Raw genomic sequence first — 25,941 nt, 5'->3', positions numbered from 1 at the left:
AGTTCTCTTATTGTCGGATCATGAGATGGATGACCGGCAATATGGATGATCGGCCGATCGGGCCAAGGGAGACGTCCTGTACTCCTTGGCCTTCAGGCAGGTCACATCACCGGTCCATGGTAAAGCGAAACCATCAATTCCTGGTCAAAGGTTATTCTTGAGGAAACGGTTTCCAACCGTTATGACGTCTTCAGGATCGAGCGGATGGTCGTGCTCAATGATGTACCACTTGGCACCCGCTTCTTCGACAGCCGGCAATATCGTCTCCCAATCCAAAACCCCATTACCCAGTGAGGTGAAGCCACCTTCTTCTGTTGCCTCGCCCTGAGGCGCATTATCCTTGGCATGCACAGCGAACAGGCGACCATCGAAACGAGTGACATACTCAGCAGGATCAAGACCAGCCCGCTCGACCCAGGCAAGATCGATCTCGCTCTTCAGGGCAGGGCCCGCGGCATCGAAGAGCAACTCCAGCGCTGTCTTGTCACCATACTCCTGCATTTCGAAATCATGATTGTGGTAGGCAAGCGCCATGTCTTCTTTATCGAGTTTTTCCGCCATGCTACCGAGTTCTTTCCCCAGCTCTTTCCAGCCGCTGGCGCTATCGGGGCGAGCGTCTTCTTCGAGGTAGGGAATGACGATGGTGTCGTTTCCAACGGCCTTGTTGAAATCGACGACCTCATTGCTATCGCTGCGCATTTCATCAAGGCCGACATGTGAGGCGATGATATCGAGATCGTACGCTTCCAGAAGCTCATTCATGCGTTCCGCGGATACACCATGATCTCCGACGGTTTCTATCGCCTTGATGCCAGCCCGGTTGACGGCGGCAAACTGCTCTTCCGTGGAACCATGATCTCTCATCGTATACATCTGTACGGCGATAGGCAGATCCTGGCTTTCTTCCGTTGCGATAGCTGGCGTGGTAACGACAGATCCCATCATGAGCATGGACGCCATGATGGAAATCCGCTTCATCACTGATGTGATCTTGAGACTTTCTCTTTCCATGTCCTGAAGCTCCCCTTCTTTGTTTCTTGTCATGAGAGATCATCGATCTCGACGACCAAAGGCCGACCATGATTTGCCTGGTCTTGGATGAAGACACACCTCATGTAACCGGTTACATACCTATAGGCAATTTCCAATCGATTCGCAAGATGAGTCTCGACTTCACCTGGCGGCATGGATGATGCTGTTTAGCTTCACTCTGCCAAAGTCCCTCAACCATGCCGGTTAAAAGCGACAGCACGACAAGAATAAACCGAATAAAACTTTGGTCGATAAAACCTTCGTCTATCAGTCATTGTTCGCTGGCCTGCATCGCCAAAACCTTGTGTGCGGAATTTCGCACAAGCAGCCGCCCGGGCTGTGTGAAATTCCGGCCCCAGCGCCCCTCGACCAATTCGACTTTGGTCGTGCTTCGAAAATATAACCAACTGAATAGAAAGCTTTGTCCCGCTTCTGGAGCGTTCCTTGCTATATGTTAGGGGCGTACACCCAAGTCGGTCTGGTATCGGATCGACGCTCTACAACCAGAATGCAAGGGAGACACGCCATGACCATCAAGACTTGCCTGATCACCGGCACCCTGACCGGCGCCATGCTGATCGCCGGCACCGCCCAGGCCGATCGCGCCGACTGGCCCGAAAACTTCACCGTAGGCACGGCAAGCCAAGGCGGCACCTACTTCGTCTACGGCTCTGGCTGGGCCAACCTGATCGCCGATAAGCTCGGCCTGTCCGGCGGCGGCGAAGTCACCGGCGGCCCCAACCAGAACCTCGCCCTGGTGCACAACGGCGATGTGGCCTTCGGCCTGACCACCATGGGACCGGCCGCCGATGCCGTGGCCGGCGAAAGCTCCCTGGCCCCCGGGGTGCCGATGGACAATGTCTGTGCGCTCTTCCCCATGTACGAGACGCCGTTCTCCATCACTACCCTGGCCGACAGCGGCATCGAGTCGATCTCCGACATTCCCGAGGGCGCCAGCATCGGCTTCGGCCCGGCGGCTTCCACCTCCGACACCTACTTCCCGGCCATGCTCGAGACCCTGGGCGTCGAGTTCGATCGGCGCAATGGCGGCTGGAACGACCTGGGCGGCCAACTGCAGGATGGCCTGATCGATGTCATCGCCTTCGCCGCCGGCATTCCGATCCCCGCCGTCAGCCAGCTCGAGGTCCAGACCGACGTGAACATCATCGAGTTCACCGAGGAAGAACAGGCCAAGATAATGGAAGAGTTCCCGGTCTCCGCCTTCGAGATCCCGGCCAGCACCTACGAGACACTCGAGAAGGATGCCCGCGCCGTCTCCATGTGGAACTTCACCATCGCCGGCTGTGACCTGCCGGAAGACTTCGTCTACGAGGTCACCAAGCTGAGCATGGAGAATAACGACAAGATGCGCGACATCCATCGCAGCGCCGAATTCAGCGTGCCGGAGAACCTCAAGTACAACACCGTGCTGCCCTTCCATCCTGGCGCGGTGCGTTGGTACGAGGAGAACGGCTACGAGATCCCCGAGGACCTGAAGCTGTAAGCCTCCGAGCGTCCCATTGCCCCGTGCCGGCTACACCGGTGCGGGGCCACCTGTCTGCACCTCCGTTCCACACCCAAGGGTGTTTTCATGTCGCATACTCCCCAATCCCGTGACGAGGCCTCCTCCGACGACGTCCCGACCGTCAACGCCGAAGGCGTCGATGAGGTCGCTGTCGAGGCCAACCGACGCCTCTATAACGGTTGGCAGTGGCTGTTGTTCGGTACTCTCGCCATTGCCTACTCCCTCTTTCACCTGGTCTCGCTCAACATCTATCCCCTCGAGACCTGGTCGTTTCGCATCCTGCATATCGCCGGCGCCCTGATCCTCGGCTACGGCCTCTACGCCGGCACCCAGTTCGCCGACGATGACGGTCGGCGCTCCGCCGCCTGGATGCGCTGGCTGAGCTATGCCCTGCTGATCCCCGCTCTCTACGCCCTGGTGCGGGTAGTCATGATGCAGCAGGAAATGAGCGCCGGCGCCATGCGCATCGCCCCGGAGGTCGAGGCCTGGCACTTCGGCTATCCTCTGATCCTGGCCACCGTGGCCGGCATCCTGCTGTCCTGGAGCTATCGACAGGTCCGGGAACGCCTCTCGCCGGCGGATCTGGTGCTGATGGTCTGCGCCATGGCCGTGGCCGGTTATCTGCTGGTGATGTTCAACAGCCCGTTGCGCGCCTCCACCGGCACTTCCTTCGCCCCCATGGGCATTTCCTACGCGGCCATCGCCGGTTCGCTGCTGATTCTCGAGCTGACCCGCCGGGTTGCCGGTCTGGCGCTGGTGATCATCTCGGCCATCTTCCTGGCCTATGTCTTCGCCGGCCCTTATCTGCCGGGCTTCCTCGGCTATCCGGGGCTCTCGGTCGGCCGCTTCTTCAGTCAGGTCTATACCGACGCCGGCATCCTCGGGCCGACGACGGCGGTGTCCTCGACCTACATCATCCTGTTCATCATCTTCGCCGCCTTCCTGCAGGCCTCCAAGGTCGGCGACTACTTCGTCAACTTCGCCTTTGCCGCAGCCGGCCGTGCCCGAGGCGGCCCCGCCAAGGTATCGATCTTCGCCTCCGGGCTGATGGGCATGATCAACGGCACATCGGCCGGTAACGTGGTCTCCACCGGTTCGCTGACCATTCCACTGATGAAGAAGGTCGGCTATCCGGCCCGCAGCGCCGGCGCCATCGAGGCCGCCGCCTCCACCGGCGGGCAGATCATGCCGCCGATCATGGGCGCCGGGGCCTTCATCATGGCCGAGGTCACCGGTATTCCTTATACCGAGATCGCCGTGGCAGCCATTATCCCGGCCATCCTCTACTTTCTCTCGATCTACTGCATGGTGGACTTCGAGGCGGCTCGCAAGGGCATGCGCGGAATGCGCAGCGATGAAATTCCTCGCTTCCGCCGCCTGGTCAAGCAGGTCTATCTCTTCGCGCCGATCATCATCCTGATCGCGGCACTGTTCATGGGCTATTCGGTGATCCGTGCCGGTACCCTGGCCACCGCGTCGGCGGCCGTGGTGAGCTGGCTGTCACCGAACAAGATGGGCCTGCGGGCTATCCTCACGGCACTGCAACTGGCCGGCAGCATGTCGATCCAGATCATCGCCGTGTGCGCCTGCGCCGGCCTGATCGTCGGCGTGATCGCCCTGACCGGCGTCGGTGCACGCTTCTCTTCGCTGTTGCTGGGCCTGGCCGGGGTCAGCCAACTGCTGGCGCTGTTCTTCGCCATGTGCATCTCGATCCTGCTGGGCATGGGCATGCCGACCACGGCAGCCTATGCGGTGGCCGCCTCGGTGGTGGCTCCGGGCCTGATCGAGATCGGCATCCAGCCGCTGGTGGCGCACTTCTTCGTGTTCTACTTCGCGGTGGTCTCGGCGATCACCCCGCCGGTGGCACTGGCCTCCTACGCGGCGGCGGGTATCTCCGGCGACAGGGCCATGAGCACCTCGGTGGCATCCTTCAAGATCGGCCTGGCGGCCTTCATCGTGCCGTTCATGTTCTTCTACAGCCCGGCGATGCTGATGGAAGGCTCCTGGATGCAGATCCTGCGGGTCGGTGCCACTGCCACCCTGGGCATCGTGCTGCTGTCGGCCACTGTGCAGGCCTGGTTCTTCGGCCCGGTGAAGGCCTGGCAGCGCATCGTCATGCTGATCGGCGCGCTGTGCATGATCTATGGCGGCCTGATGACCGACGTGGCCGGCCTGGCCATCGGTATCGTGCTCTTCCTGTTGCAGCGCGGTCGCAACGATGGCGGCACCCGGTCAGTGGCCTCCGGCTGACGCTTCCCCGCTCAGCGACGAAAAGGGCCCCGCCGAATGATTCGGCGGGGCCCTTCCATTTTTCGATCAAGTGGGCTCTCTTTCAGGCCGTGAATGCCTGCGTACAGAGCGACTCAAGTCCGCAGGTTGTCCAGCACCTTCAGCGTCGGCTCGGCCTGGTTGAGCGTATAGAAGTGCAGCCCCGGGGCGCCACCGTCGAGCAGACGTTGGCAAAGGCCCGAGATCACTTCCTCGCCGAAGGCGGCGATGGCTTCGCTGTCGTCGCCATAGGCCTCGAGCTGCTTGCGGATCCAGCGCGGGATCTCGGCACCACAGGCGTCGGAGAAGCGTGCCAGCTTGGTGTAGTTGGTGATCGGCATGATACCCGGCACGATAGGCGCTTCCACGCCCAGGGCACGAGCGCGATCGACGAAATGGAAATACGCCTCGGCGGTGAAGAAATACTGAGTGATGGCGATGTCGGCCCCGGCATGCATCTTGCGGGCGAAGTTCTCGAGATCGCGCTCGAAGCTGGGCGCCTGGGGATGGGACTCGGGATAGGCCGCCACGGCGATCTCGAAATGATCCCCGGTCTCCTCGCGAATGAACTCGACCAGCTCGTTGGCATAGCGCAACTCGCCGACTCCGCCCATGCCGGACGGCAGGTCGCCGCGCAGCGCCACCAGCCGCTTGACGCCATCCTCCTGGAAGCGCTTGAGCAGATCGCGCAGTTGCGCCTTCTCGCTGCCGACGCACGACAGGTGGGGCGCGGTATCGATGCCGCACTCGCGCACTGCCTTGACGGCGCTCAGGGTGCGATGCTGAGTGGAACCACCGGCACCATAGGTCACGGAAAAGAAGCGCGGATCCCGTGTGGCCAGCGCATCCCGGGCACGCATCAGCTTGTCGCGCCCGGCATCGGTGTTGGGCGGAAAGAACTCGAAGCTGATATCCAGCGGGGACTGTTGCGCGCTCATCGGTGATTCCTCGTCTGTATCGGTGACGCAGCCATTGTGACGACTCCCGGACATCGGGACCAATGAAAGTTTCGCTGGACGCCATCGATATATTTCATATAAAAATCGGCGCAACTATAACCTGAGGCTCTAAGTGAGTCGATAAGCCCCTCCTCCGCTGACAGCTCCGCACCGCCCAGGCATGATAGTCATCCGTTTCGACTCATGGATGGAGGGATCATGCCCCTGGAGCCCGGCACACTGATGGGCCCGCTATGGACGCTTCTGGCCTTCGTCGGACTCGGCTGGCTCGCCGCCCGCCGCCTGTCCGTCGATCCACGCCCCATCGCCACCCTGCTGATCTACCTGATCGCCCCCCTGACCTTCTTCCGCGGCCTGGTGCTGGGCGGCCCCACTCCCGCCTACCTGCTGGTGACCGGCGCGCTCTTCCTCTGTGCCAGTCTGGTCGCCCTGACGGTCAACCGCCTGGCGCGCCATGCCCTGCCCGACGAGGAAAGCGCGGTCCTGGCCTTCTCGGCCGGCACCGGCAACACCGGCTACTTCGGCCTGCCGGTGGCCCTGGTGCTGCTGCCGCCGGCAGGTGTGACGCTGTATCTGTTCGGGGTGCTGGGCGTGACCCTCTATGAATTCACCCTGGGCTTCTATCTGAGCGCTCGCGGACGCTTCTCGGCCCGCCAGAGCCTGCTCAAGATCCTCCGGCTGCCGCTGATCTATGCCTTCCTCGCGGCGCTGGCGGTCGAGGCGCTGGGCATCGGCGTGCCCGATGCCATCATGGAGGGGCTCGAGGTCTTTCCGCCCACCTATACCCTGCTCGGCATGATGATCATCGGCATGACGCTCGGCCGGGTGACGCTGCGCCAGTTCGACTGGCGCTTCCTCGGGGCCTGCGTGGCGGTCCGCTATCTGCTGTGGCCACTCCTGGCGCTGGGCGTCGTGCTCGGCCTGCAGGCCATGGTCGGGATCCCGGCGGAATTCGCCATGGCACTGCTGTTGATCGGCGTGGTCCCCATGGCCGCCAATGTGGTGGTGGTGGCCATGGAGCTGGGCATTGCCCCGGAGAAGGGCGCACTGGCCGTGCTGATCACCACCCTGGCCGCGCCGTTGCTGATTCCGCTGTACCTGGGATGGATGGCGCCACTGGTCGGCGGCTAGCCCCGTCCCAGGTCTGGCGCCACCAGTACCCGACTCGCCGCAGGCCGACCCCGCACCCGCTCGATATAAGCCACCAGGCGCGGGGTCTCGGCGAACAAGTCCTCGGCGCCGGGCAAACCAGCGAGATAGTCGAGCATGGGAGCGGCGATCGCGTCGGCGATGGTGAAGTCACCTCCCACCAGATACTCCTCTTCGGCCAACTGCTCCTCCAGCAACGTCAATACCTTGACGACCCCGGGCCGGGCGTCGGCTACCGCGTCCTCACGCACGGTTCCGCCTTCGCCCTTGGGGAACACGAACTCCAGCAAATAGCGCCGCACCAGGGCCTGATCCACATAACCGGCCAGGATGCCGGTCCACTGATCGGTCTGTGCCCGAGCCCAGGTTTCCGCCGGCTGCAGGGCCGGCCCATCGAAAGCGGCATCCAGGTAGCGGCAGATGCTGGGTGTCTCGATCAGGCGCCGTTCGCCATGCAGCAGGATCGGTACCTTGCCGAAGGGATGCAGCGCATAGTGCTCCGGCGAATGTATCGCCAGGGACCGACCTCCGGCCTCGGTGCCCAGCGTGTAAGGGATCGACTTCTCCTCGCAGCACAGCTGGACGCTGCGCACGAAGGTGCTGAACTGGGGGCCGACGATATGCACGGGTTGGGTCATGTCAGGACTCCTGTCGCGGGAAACTGCTAACAGGCTAGACCGCCGCACCATATGTTCAAGAACATATGGTCGTCATCATGGCATACTCGTCACGATGCCAAGGAGGTCCCATGCCCTGGAGAGACGACCACAAGCCCCGCACCCGCCACCAGATCCTGGACGCCGCTGCCACCCTGTTCACACGCCACGGATTCAAGGGCACGACCATCGATGACGTAATGCGTCAGGCCGGCCTGACTCGTGGAGCCTTCTATGCCCACTTCGCCTCCAAGGGCGAACTCTATGCCGCAGCACTGCGACACGCCGCCCGAAACAACGCGGCGCACCTGCAGAACGCCGATCCACGGGAACGCGTGCTCGGCTATCTGAGTGAGGCCCACCGGCGGGGAGAGGACGTGAACTGTCCGCTGGCCTGCCTGGTCAGCGACGTCGCCCAGCAGGACGACCAGGTGCGCGAAGCCTATACGCGCCTGTTCAGCGGATTCGTGGCCCACTGCCAAACCGCCGGAGAGGAAGCGCTGGAGAATCGTCGGCGCGCCTTGCAGCAGGCCGTCACCATGATCGGCGGGATGGCGATCGCCCGCACCCTCAATGACGATGCCCTGGCCGAGGAAGTGCTCGACGCTTGCCGCGCACTGGCAAACATCGAGAACGCCTAGAGTTGGAGTGCGTGCCCGGCGACTCAGGCGCCGCGGGTCGCCGCCCCGACCGCGTCCGGCACGGCCTCGCCGGACTTGAGCCCGTTGGCCATGGCAGGTTCTCGGGCAATCACCTCACCGCGCCAGTCGATCAACTGCAAGCGACCATTGGGCGCTTCCATCAGCGCCGTGCAATGCTCCACCCAGTCGCCGTCGTTGCAATAGAGCACGCCGTCCCGGGCGCGGAAGCCGGCCTTGTGGATATGCCCGCCGACATAACCGTCCAGCCCCTCCCGGGCCGCCTGATGCAGAGCGGCCTGCTCGAACTGGGCGACATAACGCTGGGCGGCACCGCTACGCCGCTTCAACGCGGCGGCAAGCGACCAGTAAGGCATCCCCAGCAGTCGACGCCCTCGATTGCACCAGCGATTCAGGGCCAGCACGAACTGATGCATGCCATCCCCGAGAGCCATCATCCAGGGAGCCATGCGGACATGGGTATCGAACTCATCGCCATGGCTGATCAGCAGGCGCCGGCCATCGGCGGTGGCATGCACCATGCGATGTTCGATACGCACGCGATGGACCTTCAGGCCACACAACCGTCTGAAGGCAGCATCATGGTTGCCGGGGATATAGATGATCTCGCAGCCACTGCGTGCCAGACGCAGCAAACGCGCCACCAGGCGCTGCTGCGCCGGCGGGAGTACCGCTCGCTTGCGCATGGCAATGAGGTCGACGATATCGCCGACCAGATAGAGACGTTCGGGGCGCACGCGACGCAACAGACGTGCCAAGAGCTCCGCCTGACAGTCACGGGTTCCCAGGTGGACATCGGAGACGAACAGGGTTCGCACGGGCATGGGATTCGGCATGGGGCGATCTCCTAGCGATGCCCGCTCAGCATGCCCCCGTGCCATGACCACAGCATGGCGGCCAGATGACGATATTGTGTCCGTAAGCCGTAAGCCGTAAGCCGTAAGCCGGCCAGAGAATCCCCCCGAAACTTCCGGGAACAAGGTTTTTGTTTTTCTTACAGCTTAAAGCTTACAGCTCCGGGCGAAGCCCGGTTATAGCTTACAGCTCCCGGCGCAGCCGGGTTGTTCAGTACCGATAACTATCGGGCTTGTAGGGCCCCTCGGCGGGCACACCGGTGTACTCGGCCTGGGCCTCGGTCATGCGCGTGATCACGCCGCCGAAGCCTTCGACCATGTAACGCGCCACTTCCTCGTCCAGATGACGCGGCAGCACGCGCACACCCAGCGCCTCACGCTTGTCGGCTTCGGGCAGGTCGGCAAAGCCTCGCTCGAAGAGATGGATCTGGGCCAGCACCTGGTTGGCGAAGGAGCCATCCATCACGCGGGAGGGGTGTCCGGTGGCATTGCCCAGGTTCACCAGGCGCCCTTCGGAGAGCAGGATCAGGTAATCGCGGCTTTCCGGGTCGTACTCGCCGGGATCGCTGTCGCGGTATACCTTGTGCACCTGGGGTTTGACCTCTTCCCAGTGCCACTGGCGGCGCATGTAGGCCGTGTCGATCTCGCTGTCGAAGTGACCGATGTTGCAGACCACCGCCCCGGCCTTGAGCGAGCGCAGCATCGCCGCATCGCAAGCGTCGATATTGCCGGTCGCGGTCACCACCAGATCGATTTTCCGCAACAGGTCGCGATCGATGCTGTCCATGCCGCGATTGATGCCGTCCCGGTAGGGCGAAACCACCTCGAAACCGTCCATGCAGGCCTGCATGGCGCATAGGGGATCGATTTCGGCGACCTTGACGATCATGCCTTCCTGGCGCAACGAGGCCGCCGATCCCTTGCCGACATCGCCATAGCCCATCACCAGGGCCTGCTTGCCGGCCAGCAGGTGATCCACGCCTCGCTTGATGGCATCGTTGAGCGAATGACGACAACCGTACTTGTTGTCGTTCTTGGACTTGGTCACCGCGTCGTTGACATTGATGGCCGGCACCTTGAGCGAGCCCTCCCGCCACATGTCGAGCAGGCGATGCACGCCGGTGGTGGTTTCCTCGCTGATGCCATGGATGGCATCGAGCAGCTCGGGGCGCTGGTCATGCAACAGGGCGGTCAGATCGCCTCCGTCGTCCAGCACCAGGTTGGGCGTCCAGTCATCGGGCCCCGCCACCGTCTGCTCGATGCACCACCAGAATTCCTCTTCGGTCTCGCCCTTCCAGGCAAATACCGGAATGCCGGCAGCGGCGATGGCGGCCGCTGCGTGATCCTGGGTCGAGAAGATATTGCATGATGACCAGCGCACCGAGGCACCGAGGTCGATCAGCGTCTCGATCAGCACGGCGGTCTGGATGGTCATGTGGATACAGCCGGCGATGCGCGCGCCGGCCAGCGGCTGGCTGTCACGATAACGCGCACGAATCGCCATCAGGGCAGGCATCTCGGTCTCGGCAATGCGGATCTCGCGGCGGCCCCAATCGGCCAGGGTAATGTCGGCGACCTTGTAGTCCACATGCGTGGGAGCGGATACGGCAGGCTGGTTCATGCATCACCTCTTTCCCAGGGAAAAACGTGACCTTCACTATAGGCAGCGCCATGAAGAGCGGACAAGCCGATATGCCTCATCGCGATGCCTGGAAGCCGGCGATCCCCTCCTCACCCAGGCGCTCGGCCAGACCGCGCACCTCGGCATTGGCGAAGAAGTCGTGCAAGGCTTCCGCCCGCGTCTCGCCCACCTCGGGCAGCGCACGCCACTGCTCCAGATCTCGCGAGGCCAGCGTCGACCATTCTGTCGCCTCGTCGGCCAATGCTCCGGAAGGTGCGCCCAGGGCTTCCAGCCAGGCATCGAAGGGGCGCTGTCGAGCCGTCGCGAATACCTCGACCAGTTGCCGACCGCGCACTTCGCCGATTCCCGAGGCGGCCTGCAGCGTCTCGGCGGATAACGACATCCAGTCCAGCAAGTCTTTCACCAGGCCGGCCTCGACCAGGGAACGCCAGGTACCAGCCCCCACACCGGCCAGGTCCAGCGCTTCAGGACCACCCAGCCACGCCAGGCGCTCGAGGAACTGGCCCTTGCAGCCCGGCGAGGGATGCCAGCAACTCAGGGCGTTGTAGTCGGATGCCGGCGGCGGCTCCACTTCCGGACGCTCGGCGGCCCGCCATGCCACACTGTCCAGGCGCGGGATGGTCTGCCCGGCCAGGCTGATGGTCACGACATCGCCGGGGCGAATGTCCAAGGTCTGCCAGCGACCGAGCGACCCCACGGTCACGCGGCGGATGGAACGCCCCGCCAGAGTCTCCGGCACAAGGTGCAGCAACGGCGTGATGCGCCCCGTACGACCGACCCGGAACTCCACACCGCGCACCCTGGCCAGTACCGAACGAGGCGGATATTTCCAGGCCGCCGCCCAGTCCGGCGGCGCCTCGGTCCGCGCTTCTCCGCCGGGCCGTTGCCCCTGCTTGAGCACCACGCCATCGGTGGCAAAGGGCAATGGCGTGCGATACCAGTCGTCGCGCTGGCTCAGGACGGCCTCCAACGACTCGGCCGGCAAGGTCCAGTCCGTGGTGTCGGGGAAACCCAGCTCGGCCAACCGTGCCAAACGCTCCGGCAGGGCCTTCGGCCCGTCGGGCCAATCCCAGACGAACAGGCCGATCTGCCGTGCCTTGGCACCATCGAGCGAGTCACGAGCCAGCCAGCCGGCCACGACGCTGCGCGCGCCGGCCGCCCCACGTTCGGCCTGCACATGTCCATCGAGCTTCAGGTAGAGTTCACCGCGCAGCACGAGCCGCTGCTGGGTCGGCAGGCGATCCGGCACGTCGGGGATGAAACGCGCCTTGGCCGTCCAGTCCTGTCCCGAGAGCCCATCCCCGCGACTGATGGCCTGGCTCAGCTCCCCCTGCTCGTACACCAGGGTGACCGCGACCCCATCGACCTTGGGTTGCAACCAGACGTCATCGCGCCTTGCCAGCCAGGCCCCCGCCTCGACGACATCATCGAGCTTGGCGAGGCCCGACTGGGGAACGGGATGGGAAAGCTCCCCGTCGGGAGGATCGAGGGTCGGTGCCGGGTCGACGGAAATATCGGGGAAGCAGTCCTGCCAGGCTTCGAAACGGGCCTGGGCCTGATCGTAGATATCGTCACTGACCGGTGAGCTTCCATTCCGCCGATAGGCCCGTTCCCAGGCGTCGAGCCGGTCGTGTAGTGCAGCAAGCTCCCGCTCCGCGTGGCCCTTCGACCAATCCGGGCAGTTGGCGAGAAGCGTCGTCGGCCAGAATATCCATACTGCCAGAACGACGAGTCGAAGCATGGCTTGCCCTCCCAGGCGCTGCGATCCTGCTTCGACCCTAGCAAGTGGTCACGACGGCCGCCACTGAAAATGCGGCGGCACGACGTGCGAGATCAACGACACCCGTTCTGGACAATGACACTCATCGTGCACTGCACGCCGGATTACAAGCCAGCGGCGGCCCGCAGGTCATCGACCCGGTCGAGCTTCTCCCAGGGGAAGGCGGTGAAGGTCTCGACATGTTCCTCGCCCTGGGTGTCGGTCCAGGTATAACGATGCTCGAAGGGCTCGCGGCCGAAGTGGCCATAGGCCGCCGTCAGCTGGTACATCGGATGCTGCAGGTCGAGCATGCGGGTGATGGCGTTGGGGCGCAGGTCGAAGTGCTCGCGCACCAGCTCGACGATGCGCTCATCGCTGATCCGTCCGGTGCCGAAGGTGTTGATCGACACCGAGGTCGGCTCGGCCACGCCGATGGCGTAGGAGATCTGGATCTCGCAGCGCTCGGCCAGGCCGGCGGCAACCAGGTTCTTGGCCACGTAACGACCGGCGTAGGCGGCGCTGCGATCGACCTTGGAGGGATCCTTGCCGGAGAAGGCACCGCCGCCATGGCGCGCCATGCCGCCGTAGGTATCGACGATGATCTTGCGGCCGGTCAGTCCGCAATCGCCCACCGGACCGCCGATGACGAACTTGCCGGTGGGGTTGATGTGATATTTGGTGGTCTCGGACAGCCATTCGGCCGGAATCACCTGCTCGATGATCTCGCGACGCACCATCTCGCGCAGCTCGTCCGGCTCGATGTCCGGATCATGCTGGGTGGACAGCACCACGGCATCCACGGCGCAGGGCTTGCCGTGCTCGTCGTAGCGGAAGGTCACCTGGCTCTTGGCATCGGGGCGCAACCACGGCAGCAGTCCCTGACGGCGCAGCTCCGACTGGCGCTCCACCAGACGGTGCGAGTAGTGGATCGGCGCCGGCATGTAGGATTCGGTCTCGTCGGTGGCGTAACCGAACATCAGCCCCTGGTCGCCGGCGCCCTGGTCCTCGGGCTTGGCCCGGTCGACGCCCTGGGCGATATCCACGCTCTGCTTGCCGATCAGGTTGAGGACCCCGCAGGTCTCGCCATCGAAACCCACGTCCGAGGAGGTATAGCCGATGTCGAGGATCACCCGACGCACCAGGTCTTCCAGATCGACCCAGGCGGAGGTAGTGATTTCGCCGGCAACGATGGCCACGCCGGTCTTGACCATGGTCTCGCACGCCACCCGCGCGTTCTTGTCGCGAGCGATGATGGCATCGAGCACCGCATCGGAAATCTGATCGGCGATCTTGTCCGGATGCCCTTCGGACACGGATTCGGAGGTGAACAGGGAGTATTCGCTCATGGCGTCCTCGACCCTCTGCTAGTGAGATGACGGCGGCAGGGCAAGAAGCCGCCGGGACAGACGGTGACGCAGGCCGCAGGCGGCGATGCTCGCCATGGCCCGGGCAGACCGATAGGCTGCGAATTCTACACGCTCACCGAGAACCTTCCTAGCGACTCCGGGCCAGTCAGCGGAGCGGTGTCGCCCAGCATTTGAAGGCAGGTCGCATCTCGGCGACAATAAGCGACCGAATTCGGCCGCGCCGCCCGCGTCTTGCGGCGCATCCAGCCAGATACACGCCCGGCCCCTCCCCGGCCGGAAGGTGTTCGCAGACTACCGCCGCAGGCGAGGAGCAACCCCCATGCCATCCCGTTTCGAACTGGCCAATGCCATTCGCGCCCTTTCCATGGATGCCGTCCAGAAGGCCAACTCCGGTCACCCCGGCGCCCCCATGGGCATGGCCGATATCGCCGAGGTCCTGTGGAACGATTTCCTCGTCCACAACCCCGCCGATCCCCACTGGCCCGACCGTGACCGCTTCGTGCTCTCCAACGGCCACGGCTCCATGCTCCTCTATTCCCTGCTGCATCTCTCCGGCTACGAGCTCGGCCTCGAGCAGTTGCAGAACTTCCGCCAGCTGCACGCCAAGACCGCCGGCCATCCCGAGTACGGCTATGCGCCGGGTATCGAGACCACCACCGGCCCGCTGGGCCAGGGCCTGGCCAACGCCGTCGGCATGGCCATCGCCGAGCGCACCCTGGCCGCCCAGTTCAACCGCCCCGGCCACACCATCGTCGACCATCACACCTACTGCTTCGTCGGCGACGGCTGCCTGATGGAAGGCATCTCCCATGAGGTCGCCTCCCTGGCCGGCACCCAGCAGCTCGGCAAGCTGATCGCCTTCTACGACGACAACGGCATCTCCATCGACGGCGAGGTCGAAGGCTGGTTCACCGACGACACCGCCAAGCGCTTCGAGGCCTACGGCTGGCACGTGGTGCCCAATGTCGACGGCCACCAGCCCGACGAGGTCAAGGCGGCCATCGAGCTGGCCCGCCAGCACAGCGACAAGCCCAGCCTGATCATCTGCAAGACGGTGATCGGCTTCGGCGCACCCAACAAGCAGGGCAAGGAGTCCTGCCACGGCGCGGCGCTGGGCGAGGACGAGGTCGCCGCCGCCCGCGAGCAGCTCGACTGGCCGCATGCGCCCTTCCATGTGCCGGAGGACATCTACCAGGGCTGGGACGCCAGCGAGGCCGGCCGCACCCGCCAGGCCGACTGGCAGGCACGGTTCGAGCGCTACGCCGAGGCCCATCCCGAGTTGGCCCGCGAGTTCCTGCGCCGCCAGAAGGGCGAGCTGCCCGCCGAGTTGACCAGCGAAGCGCTGATCGAACAGGCCCAGGACAAGGCCGAGACCACCGCCTCGCGCAAGGCCTCGCTGGCCTGCCTCAACGAGCTCGGCCCGCAGCTGCCCGAGCTGCTCGGCGGCAGCGCCGACCTGGCGCCCTCCAACCTGACGGTCTGGAACGGTGCCAAGGTGATCGGCCCCGAGGGCTCGCGTGAGGGCGCGCCCGACGGCAACTACCTGCACTATGGCGTGCGCGAGTTCGGCATGGCCGCCATCGCCAACGGCATCGCCCTGCACGGCGGCTTCGTGCCCTACACCGCGACCTTCCTGATCTTCATGGAGTACATGCGCAACGCCGTGCGCATGGCCGCGCTGATGGGCGTGCGCAGTATCTACGTGTTCACCCACGACTCCATCGGCCTCGGCGAGGACGGCCCCACCCACCAGCCGGTGGAGCAGCTGACCACCCTGCGCAGCACGCCCAACATGTCGACCTGGCGCCCCTGCGATGCCGTGGAGACCGCCGCGGCCTGGAACGCCGCCCTCAAGCGCCAGTCCGGCCCCACCGCCCTGGTGCTGTCGCGCCAGAACCTGCCGCATCAGGCCCGCGACAAGCAGCAACTCGCCGACATCCAGCGCGGCGGCTACATCCTCAAGGACAGCGACGGCACGCCGGAGCTGATCCTGATCGCCACCGGTTCCGAGGTCGGCCTGGCCATGGACGCCGCCACGGCCCTCGCCGACAAGGGCCGCCGGGTGCGCGTGGTCTCCATGCCCGCCACCGACGTCTTCGACGCCCAGGACGCCGAGTACCGCCAGCGGGTGCTGCCCGCCGAAATCGGCAACCGCCTCGTCATCGAGGCCGGCCACCCGGATCTCTGGTACAAGTACGTCGGCCTCGAGGGGCGGGTCATCGGCATGACCACCTTCGGCGAATCCGCCCCGGCCGGCGACCTGTTCAAGCACTTCGGCTTCACCGTCGACAACGTCGTCGACGAGGCCGAGCAAATGCTCGACGACGCCGAGGACTGAGCACGCCTGGCCGCTCAGGAAAATGAAAGGGCGCGGCCAATTGGCCGCGCCCTTTTGCGTTCCGCCTTCTCATGTCGCGAGACACTTTCGGCATCTGGCGCCCGCCCGGTGGCATACGTAGAATAGAGCGCGGCCATACATGGCCACTGTTCTCAGGGCGGGGTGAAAGTCCCCACCGGCGGTGATGGCGCCCTTCCATTCAGTGAAAGAGAAGGCGTGCACAAGCCCGCGAGCGCCCGGCATCGGTACGACGACGAACCGGGGACAGCAGATTCGGTGAGATGCCGAAGCCGACGGTGATAGTCCGGATGGAAGAGAACGGCACCTTAGACGGGCCGGACGCGCGCTCGCGGTTCATACCGCCTGCCCCGGCTTGCCCGACGACGGGTCCCGCATGCCCTGATTCTGGTAACTTTATCGAGGAAGACCATGAATCAGTCGAATACCGATCACGCCCCCCGCATCGCCTTCATCCAGGCCAGCTGGCACAGCGACATCGTCGGCCAGGCCCAAGAGGCATTCACCACCACCCTCGCCGAGCAGCACGGCATCGAGCGCGAGCGCGTCGAGGTCTTCAGCGTCGCAGGCGCCTACGAGATCCCCTTGCAAGCCAAGCTGCTGGCCAGAAGCGGCCGCTATGCAGCCATCATCGGCGCCGGTTTCGTGGTCGATGGCGGCATCTATCGTCACGACTTCGTCGCCCAGGCGGTCATCGACGGCATGATGCGAGTGCAGCTGGACACCGAAGTGCCCGTTCTCTCGGTAGTGCTGACACCCCATCACTTCCACGAGCACGCCACTCACACGGCGTTCTACCACGAGCACTTCCTGACCAAGGGCCGTGAAGCCGCGGACGCCTGCGCTCTGACCCTGGAGAACCTGAGTCAGGCACGCAAGCTGACCGAGGCCTGACAAGGCCCATCGTCAAAACGCCGCCAGGGAACCCTGGCGGCGCTTGATGCTCGACATGCCGGAAGCGGATGCTCCGCCATGGCAGTCGCCAGCCTTACTGCTCGAGCACGAAGGGATCGGTGTACTGATCCACGTTCTCGGCCGTGACCAGCATGCAGTCGAAGAGTTTCTTCTCTCCCTCGATGCCGGTCTCGCCGGTACGGACGAACGTGTCCGCCATACGCACCGCCTCTTCGGCGAAGATCGCTACTGGCTGCAGCACCGTGTAGGCCATCTCGCCGGCCCTGACCGCTTCCACGGCATCCGGCGAACCATCGAAGCCGCCGACCACCACATCGTCCAGCTTGCCGGCCTCTTTGAGTGCCGCGATAGCGCCAAGCGCCATTTCATCGTTGCCGCTGATCACGCCGTCGACATCGGGGTTGGCCTGCAACATGCTCTGCATCTTGCTGTAGCCCTGAGTGCGGTCCCAGTTGGCCACGTCCGAACCGACACGCTCAAGGCTCGGATACTGGCTGAGCACGGTTTCATAGCCGTTGGAACGGGTCGCGGCGTTGTTGTCGGAAGGGGCGCCCTTCAGCTCGACATACTTCGCCTCGTCACCGACGCTCTGCACCCATTGCTGGGCACCCAGTGCCGCCCCCTGGGCATTGTTGGACACCAGCTGTGCCTTGGCCAGGCCCTGCTGGTTGATCTCGGCATTGACGATGAATACCGGAATGCCGGCATCGACCGCCTTGCGCACCGCACCGATCGAACCATCCGCATTGGCGGGATCGAGAATGATCGCCTCGGCCTGATTGGTGATTGCCGTGTCGACCTGGTTGCTTTCGGTATTGGTATCCCCCTTGTGGGAGCTGACGTTGGCTTCGTAACCGAGCTCCTCGGCGGTGGCCTCGGCGATCTTGCCCTCGGTGAACCAGTAGGGGTTCGACGTATCATTGACGATGATCGAGATGAGCCCCTTGTCCTGGGCCGCAGCGGCGCCCGCCACGAGCGGGGCCGTCACGGCGAGGGCTGCAATCAGCAGGCGTTTTCCTTTCATGAGCATAATGGTCACCCTTGGGTCTTATGATTGTGATGCCGGGTTCACGGCAGTACTTTCCGCGGCGGGTTCCGCCCCGCGGGACTTGGCCTCTCGTTGCGGAGAGGAGACTTCGCCGCCGGAAGACGTCGAGCGCTGCTTCTTCCGACCGCTGTACTGAATGCTGTTGAGCAGCACGGCGAGAACGATGACGGCGCCGGTGAACACGGTCTGCCAGTAGGACGAGACGCCGATGATCACCAGGCCATCGGACAGAAAGCCGATCACGAAGGCCCCGAGCAGGGTGCCCCGCACATTGCCACGCCCACCGGTCAGCGCCGCGCCGCCAATGACCACCCCGGCGATAGCGGTCAGCTCATAGGTGGTCCCCGCCGTCGGCCCGGCGGAAGTCAGCTGCGACGACAGCACCAGGCCGGCGATGGCAGCGCAGATGCCCGACAGCACATAGACGGATACCTGCACACGCTTGACCGGAACCCCCGACAGTTCTGCCGCCCGGGCATTGCCGCCGGTCGAGTAGACCCAGCGTCCGAACGGCGTCCGGATCAGGGCCAGCAGGGCGACGATCGCCACGGCCGCCAGAACCAGCACGCCGACGGGAACGCCGAACAAGCGATTGAAGCCCAGCCAGTCGAAGCCGGTATTGCCGAGCTCCGGACTGCCACCGAGGTTGTTGTAGGTGAGGCCATCGGTCATCAACAGAGCAACGCCGCGGGCCACATAGAGCATGCCCAGGGTCGCGACGAAGGCCGGCACCTTGAAGTAGGCGATGAGCACGCCATTGATCGCCCCGACTAAGGCCCCCATGGCACAGGTCAGAACGACCACCGCCCACACTGGCGGATAGACCACCACGCCGAAGACCTCGAACGACACGCCCTGCATCAGAAAGCCGGCGAAGACGCCCGCGAAGCCCAGCGTCGAGCCTACGGAGAGATCAATGCCACCCGTCAGAATGACCAGCAGCATGCCGATGGACAGCAGTCCGAAGATCGCCACGTGGGACGACATGGTCAGGAAATTGTCCACCGAGAAATAGACCGGCGACAGGATCGAGAAGATGATGATGATCGCGATCAGGGCGAAGAAGGCGCGGCCCTCGAGCAGCAGGCGCCCCAGGTCGAGTCCGCCATTGCGGGAACCGGCGGCTTGGCTGGTATCGGTCATTGTTATGCACTCCGCTATTCGTATGATTCAGGCAGCCACGGCTTCGCCCGAGGCGGCCATGATCTCTTCTTTGCTGACGCCGGCACCGAACTCCGCCACGATCCGTCCCCGGCTCATCACCACGACCCGATGCGCGATGCTCAGGCACTCGCCGACCTCGGAAGTCGAGAAGACAACGGCAAGCCCCTGCCGGGCACCTTCACTGAGCAACCCGAAGACCTCGGCCTTGGCGCCGATATCGATGCCTCTACTGGGTTCGTCGAGCAGCACGACCCTGGGATGCGTGGCCAGCATCTTGCCGATGACGACCTTCTGTTGATTCCCGCCCGACAGCGATCCGATGCCGGCCTCGCCGCCATCGGTCTTGATATGCACATTGCGGATGGACGACGTCACGACCTCCTGCTCCCGCCGTCGCGAGGTGAAGAGACCGCGCGTAAAGGCACCGATGCTGGCCAGCGACAGGTTCTCGCCCACCGACATCGTCTGTACCAGACCGTCGCGCTGCCGATCCTCAGGCACCAGCACCAGGCCATGCTCGATGCGCTCGGCGATGCTCAGGTGCGAGACATCATGGCCTTCGAGCACGACCTCGCCTTGCGCCGACGAGATGCGACCGGCGACGCTCTCGAGCAGTTCGGTACGCCCCGCCCCCATCAAGCCGTAGATGCAGACGATCTCGCCCGCGCGCACATCGAGAGACAGGCGATCGACCGCCGAACGCCCCGGTACCGTGGCATCCGGCACCGACACCTCTCGCAGCGAAAGGGCGACCTCGCCCATCTCGTAACCCGCGGGAGGCGAGCCGAGATCGAAGCCCTCACCGACCATGTTGCGCACGATCCATTCCAGATCGATGTCCCGACGCGGGGCATAGGCCGTCATGACGCCATCACGCAGCACCACGGCATGATCGGTGATCGTGAGCGCTTCCTCGAGATGGTGGGAGATGTAGACGATGGAGACTCCACGCTGCTTGAGGTCGCGGATGACCCGGAACAGCACCTCAACCTCCGTGGCGGAGAGCGCCGAGGTCGGCTCGTCCATGATCAGGATGCGTGAATTCGCCGACAGCGCCCGGGCGATCTCGACGATCTGCTGCTGCCCCAACCGCAGTTCCTCCACCGGGGTCAGCGGATCGATGGGCTCGTCGAGCTCCTCCATCAGCAAGCGCGTCTGGCGCTCCTCCTCGGCATAGTCGACACCGGTCGCTCCGCCCAGCTCGCGTCCCATGAAGATGTTGTCGCGCACGCTCAAGTTGGGCGCCAGGCTCAACTCCTGGTGAATGATCGAGATACCCAGCCGTTGTGCCTCGCTGATCGACGCAAAACTCACCGCCCGCCCCTCGAGCAGAATCTCGCCGGAGGTGGGGCGGATCACGCCCGACAGGATCTTCATCAGCGTCGACTTGCCGGCGCCGTTCTCGCCGAACAGCGTCGTGACCTGTCCGCGATGCACATCGAAGTTCACCGCTTTCAGGGCGTGGACATTGCCGAAGGACTTGGCGACATGACGCGCCGAGAGAATGGCCTCGCCGGAAGCCTCCTCCGGGGACAGCTTATCGTTGTGGCTCATGGCAGATTCGTCCGTCATGGATGGGCTCGCTCACTGCACGCTCAGGCTGACGGGCGTCACGAGCCAGTTGTTCGGATTGATCAGCTTGAAGACGCCGGTGACGGCGACGGTCTCGCCGCTCAGGTCGTCGGTATCGATCCCCGACAGCACCTGTTCCTTCATCTCGCCGTTGATCGCCGCGCCGGCGTTCTGGTATTCGATCTGGTTGGTGAACTGACCGAACTCGATGTCGCCGGTGGCGTCCCGCAGGTCGGTGCCGTTGATGGCCGGGCCAGTCTGCACGCGAATCGTCAGATCCTCTGGAACGCCCTCGACATCGACCGCATAGATGCCGGCCTTGCCCTCGCCGACCACACCGGAGAAGGTCACCGGGACCACCGGGCCGATGCCGGCCGCTACGCCATAGCGCTCCCCGGCCGCGGCCTTGTCCTCGGCGACGGCGGCCGCCAGTTCACTGGCTTCCACGGCACGCTTCTCGACGCTGTCGCGCACGATGGGAAAGTGTTCCGCACCGTAGCGCTCGGCGGAAAACCCTTCCTCCTGCTGCGCACCGATCGGCACCACGGTGGTATCCAGGGCCATGGCCGCCAGCACGACGACCACAACGGCAATGATCGCGACACGGCCGCGTCCTTTGCCAGCACGGGGCAGCGGCCCGGCATCGACTCGTGAACTCATGATGAAACGACCTCTTGTTGTTCACTCGCTCCCCAGCCCCCGCAAGGGGCCGGCAGAGCACTTCATTCACCAGGGATCAGCACGACCTTGAGCGCCTGCTTGTCGTGCTTCATCAGCTCGATGCCGTCGTGGAAGCGCTTCAGCGGCAGTGTGTGAGTCACCACATCCTGGGTCGGGCAATCGCCGTTCTCGATGCCTTCGATGACCAGCGGATAGCAGTAGGGCCCCAGGTGAGCCCCCAGTACATCGAGCTCCTTGCGATCGCTGATGATGCTCCAGTCCACCGTCACCGGCTCCTTGAAGACGCTGAATTCCACGAACCGACCGAGCTTGCGCAGCATCGAAAGGCCTTGCTCCACCGACTTGGATGCGCCCGTGGCCTCGATGTAGATGTCGCAGCCGTATCCGCCGGTCATCTCCTTGACGATCGACACCACATCGTCCTCGAGCGGGTTGAGCACTACATCGGCCCCGAACTGCTTCGCCAGTTCCAGCCGTTCGGAATTCAGGTCCAGCACCACCAGCTTGGCGGGCCCGGACTTCTTGATCGGGCCGATCATGCCGAGTCCCAGGGTCCCGGAGCCGGCCAGCACGACCACATCACCCAGTTCGATCTGGGCACGCTTGACGGCGTGCATGGAGCAGGCATACGGCTCGACCAGCACAGCCTTCTCCATGGGCAGGGAGTCCGGCAGCTTGTGATTGACGGCTTCGGCCGGGAACTTCATGTACTCGGCCATGCCGCCATTGACGTTGTGCTGGAAGCCATAGACATCATGCCGTTCGCACATCCAGTACTGGCCGCGGTTGCAGAATCGGCAGTCCCAGCACGGCACGATCTGCTCGGAGATGATGCGATCACCGATCTCGAATCCCTGGACACCAGGTCCCATCTTGATCACATGACCGATGAATTCATGGCCGGGAATCATGGGCGCCTTGATATAGGCCGGCTGGTCCGCGTCGCCCCAGAAACTGGGCGCGCCTTCAAAAGCCTTGAGGTCACTGGCGCAGATCCCGCAGGCCTCCACCTTGATCAGGATTTCCTTCTCGCCGATTTCCGGCACTGCCACCTGCTCCAGGCGATAGTCTCCCGGAGCATAGGCCACGATGGCATCCATGGTGTCGGGGATGGTGACATCCGCGGTCGCGGATTGGGTGAGGGTATCGTTCATGAGGGCCTCCACTGAGCTCGCGCTGGCTTATCATTTGATCTTGTATTGCTCAAATGAATTAACGCTTTTCAGTATAGCCGGGTCAATGAACTCGTTGGGATTTTTGCCTAATACTTTAGGCTCAATTTATAATTTGTTGTTTATAAAAGACTTTAATACCACTTCATCAAAAAAGCGGCAAAAAGAGAACAAGGGACGGTCAGGAGCAGCACTGTTCACCGCGCAATGCGAATGAACATATGATCACCCAGTTTCGGCGGCAGGTGTCGCCTCATCGAGGCGCAGGATGGTATGCGCGTTGGTGACACTGGTCGCCAGAGTGTCGATCACGCCGGTTCGCAGCGCCCCGAGGATGCCGGCGGCCTTGGTATTCTCGCTGGCAATGGCAACGACATCGGGAATTCGCGCAAGATCCCCGATGGTCAGGCCGATCACCCGCCCCTGCATCGGCGTCCGCGCAGGCTGACCGTGCAGGTCGATGAAGTCATAGCCCATCATGTCGCCCACCGTGCCCGACAGTCGGGCCTCGGCAATTTCCTGGGGCGAGAACCATCCCATGCGCACCATGTTACTGTCCTCGCTGAGATCCCCCACCCCGATCAGGGCAGTGTCGGCCCGCCGCGCACGATCCAGCGTCTGCCGCACGGTGGAATTCTCGTACATGGCATCGCGCAACTCGGGATTCTGCACCAGGGCCGGCGCATAGAGTGTCTCGCTGTCACCACCGAACTTCATCGCCAGGCGCCGACAGATATGATCGGGGTTCATGTACTCGCCGGCACGCAGCGAGCCGCCAATGGCACACACGAACGAGCACTTGCGCTCACCCTGCTCGAAGACGTTGTCCGCCACAGCACCGACATTGCGCCCCATGCCCACGGCGACGATAGAACCATCGTGCAGGGTACGCGACAGATGATCGGCAACCAGGCTGGCCACACCGGAGCGCTGCACATCCGGATCCGCATGGTCGAGCGCCACCAGAGCACGCTTGATGCCGAAACGACGTATCAACTCCTGCTCGATCTCGGCACTCACCGAAGGATGCTGACGCACCCGCACATCGACGATGCCTTCCGCATGCGCCCGCTTGAGCAGGCGCCCCGCCTTGACCCGCGAGATTCCCAGGCGATTGGCGATGACTTCCTGCGTCTCGCCCTCCACGTAATAGAGGGTGGCGATCTCGGTCATCAAGGCAATGTCGGCGTTCTCGACGCGCTCGTTCATGGAGGTGGCCTCATGCGATCCGTGACTGGCGACCGGCACAAGATACCACAGCGATCAGCCGAACCCTCAGTGATCAAGCGCTCGGCGAGCCACGCGAAAACTCCCGCTCGTAATCGGCAATGCGCGCCACCTTCTCGCTGGAGGCCCCGCCACCGAAATCGGCGCCGAGAAAGGCGGTAACGATGCTCTTGGCCAACTCCACTCCAACGACCCGAGCCCCCAGGGCCACTATCTGGGCATCATTGCTCGAGCGCGCCTTGATCGCCGAGTAGGTGTCATGCGCCTGGGCCGCACGAATGCCCGGCACCTTGTTGGCCGAGATCGCGACCCCGATGCCGGTACCGCACACCAGCACCCCGCGCTCGACCTCCCCCGCCGCAACGGCCCGCGCCACGCGCACCGCGATATCGGGATAGAGCACCGGCTCGGCATTGTAGGTACCGAAATCCACCGCCTCGAAGCCCAGGGACCGCACATGCTCGATCAATGCTTCCTTGAGCTCGAAGGCCGCCTCATCTCCTCCCAGGGCGATGCGAACTGCCGCTCGCGCGGCCATGGTTGAATCAGACATGGATAGCACTCCTGGTTACCGGCCATCGACCCTGCGCCAACGGCCTTCGTGTTCAAAGTATCACCTACCGATCATTTGTAAACCCGCAATTTCACCTGAACACATCTCCAATGAACCAAGGCAGTGCTTTCGCGATTGCCGAAAAAACCGAGAATCACGCTAAAAATCAAACAAATATAGCGATTTTTGGGCAACAGAAAGAACAAGGAGCGACCAAAGTCTCACCTCCTCTCGCCAGGACGGCCTTGACATGTCTCGACGACAAGCCTAAACATTTGATCACATATCGAACATTTATGGCATTGACCAGCCGTCACTCGGCTTCCGGCCAGGCCAACACGACGACAACAACCCACAACTTGAGGAACACGCCATGCAGCGCATCATCAACGACCCCGATAACGTGGTGGATGACGCGGTCCGCGGCTATCTGCGAGCGTCCCCCTCGCTCTACGCCGCCACCGACCACCCCCGGGTGCTCAAGTACGCCGGCGAGACACCCGACAAGGTCGGTGTGGTCACCGGCGGTGGTTCCGGGCACGAGCCCGCCTTCTTGGGCTATGTCGGCGAAGGGCTGTGCGATGCCGTGGCGATCGGCGAGATCTTCTCGTCGCCCACCGCGGATGCCTTCCTCGATGCCTTCCGGGCCGCCGACCGGGGGCGTGGCGTGGCCTGCCTGTACGGCAACTACGCCGGTGACAACATGAATGTGAAAATGGCGCGCCAGATGGCGGAGATGGAAGGCATCGACGTCAAGACCGTGATCGCCCGGGACGATGTCGCCTCCGCCCCGGCCGACCAGCGTGACCAGAGACGAGGCGTCGCCGGCGAGATCATGATGTGGAAGGTGGGCGGTGCCGCCGCCGCACGCGGCGACGACCTGTCCGAGGTGATTCGCCTGGCCCAGAAGGCCGTCGACGCCTGCTCGAGCATCGGCATCGGCTTGAGCAGTTGCACCATCCCCGCCAATGGCAAGCCCAACTTCTCGATCGAGCCCGGCCATATGGAGCTAGGCATCGGCCACCATGGCGAACCGGGGATCGAGGTGGCTCCCCTGACCGATGCCGCTTCGATAGCCAGATCGATGTGCGATCCGGTTCTCGCCGACCAGGATTTCACCGGCGGCGAGGTGGCGGTACTGGTCTCGGGGCTCGGCGCCACGCCGAACATGGAACTCAACCTGCTGTACGCCCATATCGCCGACCGCCTCGAGGCCGAGAACGTCACCGTGCACCGCGCCGATATCGGCAACTACTTCACGTCACTGGAGATGATGGGGGCGACCCTGACGGTGATGAAGCTCGACGATGAGCTCAAGCCCCTCATCGACGCGCCGGCCCGCTCGCTGGCCATCACCCGCTGACTGCCTTCACATTCGGGAGC

Annotated in this window: 21 protein-coding genes and 1 riboswitch; of the genes, 7 read left to right on the top strand and 14 right to left on the bottom strand. The window is 63.8% G+C overall.

Annotation, left to right across the window (positions count from 1 at the left end):
- Window positions 1-144 precede the first annotated feature (144 nt).
- Window positions 145-1,044 carry a sugar phosphate isomerase/epimerase family protein gene (locus tag HELO_RS01055; RefSeq protein WP_225884854.1) on the bottom strand — a complete coding sequence of 300 codons (900 nt, stop codon included), beginning with the start codon at window positions 1,042-1,044 and terminating at the stop codon, window positions 145-147.
- Between the two features lie 514 nt (window positions 1,045-1,558).
- Between HELO_RS01055 and HELO_RS01050 the strand changes: the two genes are divergently transcribed.
- Together HELO_RS01050 and HELO_RS01045 are read left to right on the top strand one after the other, a co-directional pair.
- Window positions 1,559-2,536 carry a TAXI family TRAP transporter solute-binding subunit gene (locus tag HELO_RS01050; protein WP_013330963.1) on the top strand — a complete coding sequence of 326 codons (978 nt, stop codon included), beginning with the start codon at window positions 1,559-1,561 and terminating at the stop codon, window positions 2,534-2,536.
- Window positions 2,537-2,623: 87 nt separating this feature from the next.
- Window positions 2,624-4,807 carry a TRAP transporter permease gene (locus HELO_RS01045; protein ID WP_013330962.1) on the top strand — a complete coding sequence of 728 codons (2,184 nt, stop codon included), beginning with the start codon at window positions 2,624-2,626 and terminating at the stop codon, window positions 4,805-4,807.
- A 113-nt stretch (window positions 4,808-4,920) separates the two neighbouring features.
- Here HELO_RS01045 and metF read toward each other — a convergent pair whose 3' ends face one another.
- On the bottom strand, window positions 4,921-5,763 hold the full coding sequence (gene metF / locus HELO_RS01040) for a methylenetetrahydrofolate reductase [NAD(P)H] (protein ID WP_013330961.1): 843 nt from the start codon (window positions 5,761-5,763) through the stop codon (window positions 4,921-4,923).
- Window positions 5,764-5,982: 219 nt separating this feature from the next.
- On the opposite strand from metF, the gene HELO_RS01035 reads away from it, so the two are divergent.
- Complete coding sequence (locus HELO_RS01035) at window positions 5,983-6,915, top strand: AEC family transporter (RefSeq protein ID WP_013330960.1); 933 nt, start codon at window positions 5,983-5,985, stop codon at window positions 6,913-6,915.
- On the opposite strand, the gene HELO_RS01030 is transcribed toward HELO_RS01035, so the two are convergent.
- Window positions 6,912-7,571 (bottom strand): glutathione S-transferase family protein, encoded by a 660-nt coding sequence (locus HELO_RS01030; protein ID WP_013330959.1) that lies wholly within the window; start codon window positions 7,569-7,571, stop codon window positions 6,912-6,914. The genes HELO_RS01035 and HELO_RS01030 overlap by 4 nt on opposite strands.
- Window positions 7,572-7,681: 110 nt before the next feature.
- Here HELO_RS01030 and HELO_RS01025 point away from each other — a divergent pair, with 110 nt between their 5' ends.
- On the top strand, window positions 7,682-8,230 hold the full coding sequence (locus tag HELO_RS01025) for a TetR/AcrR family transcriptional regulator (protein ID WP_041601833.1): 549 nt from the start codon (window positions 7,682-7,684) through the stop codon (window positions 8,228-8,230).
- Between the two features lie 23 nt (window positions 8,231-8,253).
- On the opposite strand, the gene HELO_RS01020 is transcribed toward HELO_RS01025, so the two are convergent.
- From HELO_RS01020 to metK, 4 genes are all read right to left on the bottom strand, one after another.
- Window positions 8,254-9,084 carry a UDP-2,3-diacylglucosamine diphosphatase gene (locus HELO_RS01020; RefSeq protein ID WP_013330957.1) on the bottom strand — a complete coding sequence of 277 codons (831 nt, stop codon included), beginning with the start codon at window positions 9,082-9,084 and terminating at the stop codon, window positions 8,254-8,256.
- 229 nt (window positions 9,085-9,313) lie between these two features.
- Window positions 9,314-10,723 carry an adenosylhomocysteinase gene (gene ahcY, locus HELO_RS01015; protein ID WP_013330956.1) on the bottom strand — a complete coding sequence of 470 codons (1,410 nt, stop codon included), beginning with the start codon at window positions 10,721-10,723 and terminating at the stop codon, window positions 9,314-9,316.
- A 76-nt stretch (window positions 10,724-10,799) separates the two neighbouring features.
- Window positions 10,800-12,485 carry an NAD-dependent DNA ligase LigB gene (gene ligB / locus HELO_RS01010; RefSeq protein ID WP_013330955.1) on the bottom strand — a complete coding sequence of 562 codons (1,686 nt, stop codon included), beginning with the start codon at window positions 12,483-12,485 and terminating at the stop codon, window positions 10,800-10,802.
- 143 nt (window positions 12,486-12,628) lie between these two features.
- On the bottom strand, window positions 12,629-13,849 hold the full coding sequence (gene metK, locus HELO_RS01005) for a methionine adenosyltransferase (RefSeq protein WP_013330954.1): 1,221 nt from the start codon (window positions 13,847-13,849) through the stop codon (window positions 12,629-12,631).
- 340 nt (window positions 13,850-14,189) lie between these two features.
- Here metK and tkt point away from each other — a divergent pair, with 340 nt between their 5' ends.
- Both tkt and HELO_RS00995 read left to right on the top strand, forming a co-directional pair.
- Window positions 14,190-16,208, top strand: a complete 2,019-nt coding sequence (tkt, locus tag HELO_RS01000) for a transketolase (RefSeq protein WP_013330942.1) — start codon at window positions 14,190-14,192, stop codon at window positions 16,206-16,208.
- A 144-nt stretch (window positions 16,209-16,352) separates the two neighbouring features.
- Window positions 16,353-16,532, top strand: a riboswitch (FMN riboswitch).
- Between the two features lie 105 nt (window positions 16,533-16,637).
- Window positions 16,638-17,120: a 6,7-dimethyl-8-ribityllumazine synthase gene (locus HELO_RS00995; RefSeq protein ID WP_013330953.1), complete on the top strand. Its 483-nt coding sequence runs from the start codon at window positions 16,638-16,640 to the stop codon at window positions 17,118-17,120.
- Window positions 17,121-17,214: 94 nt separating this feature from the next.
- Here HELO_RS00995 and HELO_RS00990 read toward each other — a convergent pair whose 3' ends face one another.
- From HELO_RS00990 to rpiB, 7 genes are all read right to left on the bottom strand, one after another.
- Window positions 17,215-18,165, bottom strand: coding sequence for a D-ribose ABC transporter substrate-binding protein (locus tag HELO_RS00990; RefSeq protein WP_223248618.1), 951 nt, complete (start codon window positions 18,163-18,165; stop codon window positions 17,215-17,217).
- 24 nt (window positions 18,166-18,189) lie between these two features.
- Window positions 18,190-19,332 (bottom strand): ABC transporter permease, encoded by a 1,143-nt coding sequence (locus tag HELO_RS00985; protein ID WP_013330951.1) that lies wholly within the window; start codon window positions 19,330-19,332, stop codon window positions 18,190-18,192.
- A gap of 27 nt (window positions 19,333-19,359) precedes the next feature.
- The gene (locus HELO_RS00980) at window positions 19,360-20,907 is read right to left on the bottom strand and encodes a sugar ABC transporter ATP-binding protein (RefSeq protein ID WP_041602318.1); all 1,548 of its coding nucleotides are present in this window, start codon (window positions 20,905-20,907) and stop codon (window positions 19,360-19,362) included.
- 30 nt (window positions 20,908-20,937) lie between these two features.
- Window positions 20,938-21,585 carry a DUF2291 domain-containing protein gene (locus HELO_RS00975; protein WP_013330949.1) on the bottom strand — a complete coding sequence of 216 codons (648 nt, stop codon included), beginning with the start codon at window positions 21,583-21,585 and terminating at the stop codon, window positions 20,938-20,940.
- Between the two features lie 62 nt (window positions 21,586-21,647).
- On the bottom strand, window positions 21,648-22,760 hold the full coding sequence (locus HELO_RS00970; RefSeq protein WP_013330948.1) for an erythritol/L-threitol dehydrogenase: 1,113 nt from the start codon (window positions 22,758-22,760) through the stop codon (window positions 21,648-21,650).
- Between the two features lie 243 nt (window positions 22,761-23,003).
- Window positions 23,004-23,987 carry a sugar-binding transcriptional regulator gene (locus HELO_RS00965; protein WP_013330947.1) on the bottom strand — a complete coding sequence of 328 codons (984 nt, stop codon included), beginning with the start codon at window positions 23,985-23,987 and terminating at the stop codon, window positions 23,004-23,006.
- Window positions 23,988-24,060: 73 nt separating this feature from the next.
- Window positions 24,061-24,558, bottom strand: a complete 498-nt coding sequence (rpiB, locus tag HELO_RS00960) for a ribose 5-phosphate isomerase B (RefSeq protein ID WP_013330946.1) — start codon at window positions 24,556-24,558, stop codon at window positions 24,061-24,063.
- 373 nt (window positions 24,559-24,931) lie between these two features.
- Between rpiB and HELO_RS00955 the strand changes: the two genes are divergently transcribed.
- Complete coding sequence (locus HELO_RS00955) at window positions 24,932-25,921, top strand: dihydroxyacetone kinase subunit DhaK (protein WP_013330945.1); 990 nt, start codon at window positions 24,932-24,934, stop codon at window positions 25,919-25,921.
- Window positions 25,922-25,941: the final 20 nt, after the last annotated feature.

Origin of the sequence: Halomonas elongata DSM 2581 (genome assembly GCF_000196875.2) — a bacterium.
Classification (GTDB): domain Bacteria; phylum Pseudomonadota; class Gammaproteobacteria; order Pseudomonadales; family Halomonadaceae; genus Halomonas; species Halomonas elongata.
The sequence above is the reverse complement of the archived record's forward strand: the minus strand, read 5'-3'. Positions and strand labels throughout refer to the sequence as shown.

Excerpts from the sequence above, each read along its gene's own strand:
- HELO_RS01055 (WP_225884854.1), bottom strand. The coding sequence starts at position 1,044 with ATGACAAGAAACAAAGAAGGGGAGCTTCAGGACATGGAAAGAGAAAGT.
- HELO_RS01050 (WP_013330963.1), top strand. The coding sequence starts at position 1,559 with ATGACCATCAAGACTTGCCTGATCACCGGCACCCTGACCGGCGCCATG.
- HELO_RS01045 (WP_013330962.1), top strand. The coding sequence starts at position 2,624 with ATGTCGCATACTCCCCAATCCCGTGACGAGGCCTCCTCCGACGACGTC.
- metF (WP_013330961.1), bottom strand. The coding sequence starts at position 5,763 with ATGAGCGCGCAACAGTCCCCGCTGGATATCAGCTTCGAGTTCTTTCCG.
- HELO_RS01035 (WP_013330960.1), top strand. The coding sequence starts at position 5,983 with ATGCCCCTGGAGCCCGGCACACTGATGGGCCCGCTATGGACGCTTCTG.
- HELO_RS01030 (WP_013330959.1), bottom strand. The coding sequence starts at position 7,571 with ATGACCCAACCCGTGCATATCGTCGGCCCCCAGTTCAGCACCTTCGTG.
- HELO_RS01025 (WP_041601833.1), top strand. The coding sequence starts at position 7,682 with ATGCCCTGGAGAGACGACCACAAGCCCCGCACCCGCCACCAGATCCTG.
- HELO_RS01020 (WP_013330957.1), bottom strand. The coding sequence starts at position 9,084 with ATGCCGAATCCCATGCCCGTGCGAACCCTGTTCGTCTCCGATGTCCAC.
- ahcY (WP_013330956.1), bottom strand. The coding sequence starts at position 10,723 with ATGAACCAGCCTGCCGTATCCGCTCCCACGCATGTGGACTACAAGGTC.
- ligB (WP_013330955.1), bottom strand. The coding sequence starts at position 12,485 with ATGCTTCGACTCGTCGTTCTGGCAGTATGGATATTCTGGCCGACGACG.
- metK (WP_013330954.1), bottom strand. The coding sequence starts at position 13,849 with ATGAGCGAATACTCCCTGTTCACCTCCGAATCCGTGTCCGAAGGGCAT.
- tkt (WP_013330942.1), top strand. The coding sequence starts at position 14,190 with ATGCCATCCCGTTTCGAACTGGCCAATGCCATTCGCGCCCTTTCCATG.
- HELO_RS00995 (WP_013330953.1), top strand. The coding sequence starts at position 16,638 with ATGAATCAGTCGAATACCGATCACGCCCCCCGCATCGCCTTCATCCAG.
- HELO_RS00990 (WP_223248618.1), bottom strand. The coding sequence starts at position 18,165 with ATGAAAGGAAAACGCCTGCTGATTGCAGCCCTCGCCGTGACGGCCCCG.
- HELO_RS00985 (WP_013330951.1), bottom strand. The coding sequence starts at position 19,332 with ATGACCGATACCAGCCAAGCCGCCGGTTCCCGCAATGGCGGACTCGAC.
- HELO_RS00980 (WP_041602318.1), bottom strand. The coding sequence starts at position 20,907 with ATGAGCCACAACGATAAGCTGTCCCCGGAGGAGGCTTCCGGCGAGGCC.
- HELO_RS00975 (WP_013330949.1), bottom strand. The coding sequence starts at position 21,585 with ATGAGTTCACGAGTCGATGCCGGGCCGCTGCCCCGTGCTGGCAAAGGA.
- HELO_RS00970 (WP_013330948.1), bottom strand. The coding sequence starts at position 22,760 with ATGAACGATACCCTCACCCAATCCGCGACCGCGGATGTCACCATCCCC.
- HELO_RS00965 (WP_013330947.1), bottom strand. The coding sequence starts at position 23,987 with ATGAACGAGCGCGTCGAGAACGCCGACATTGCCTTGATGACCGAGATC.
- rpiB (WP_013330946.1), bottom strand. The coding sequence starts at position 24,558 with ATGTCTGATTCAACCATGGCCGCGCGAGCGGCAGTTCGCATCGCCCTG.
- HELO_RS00955 (WP_013330945.1), top strand. The coding sequence starts at position 24,932 with ATGCAGCGCATCATCAACGACCCCGATAACGTGGTGGATGACGCGGTC.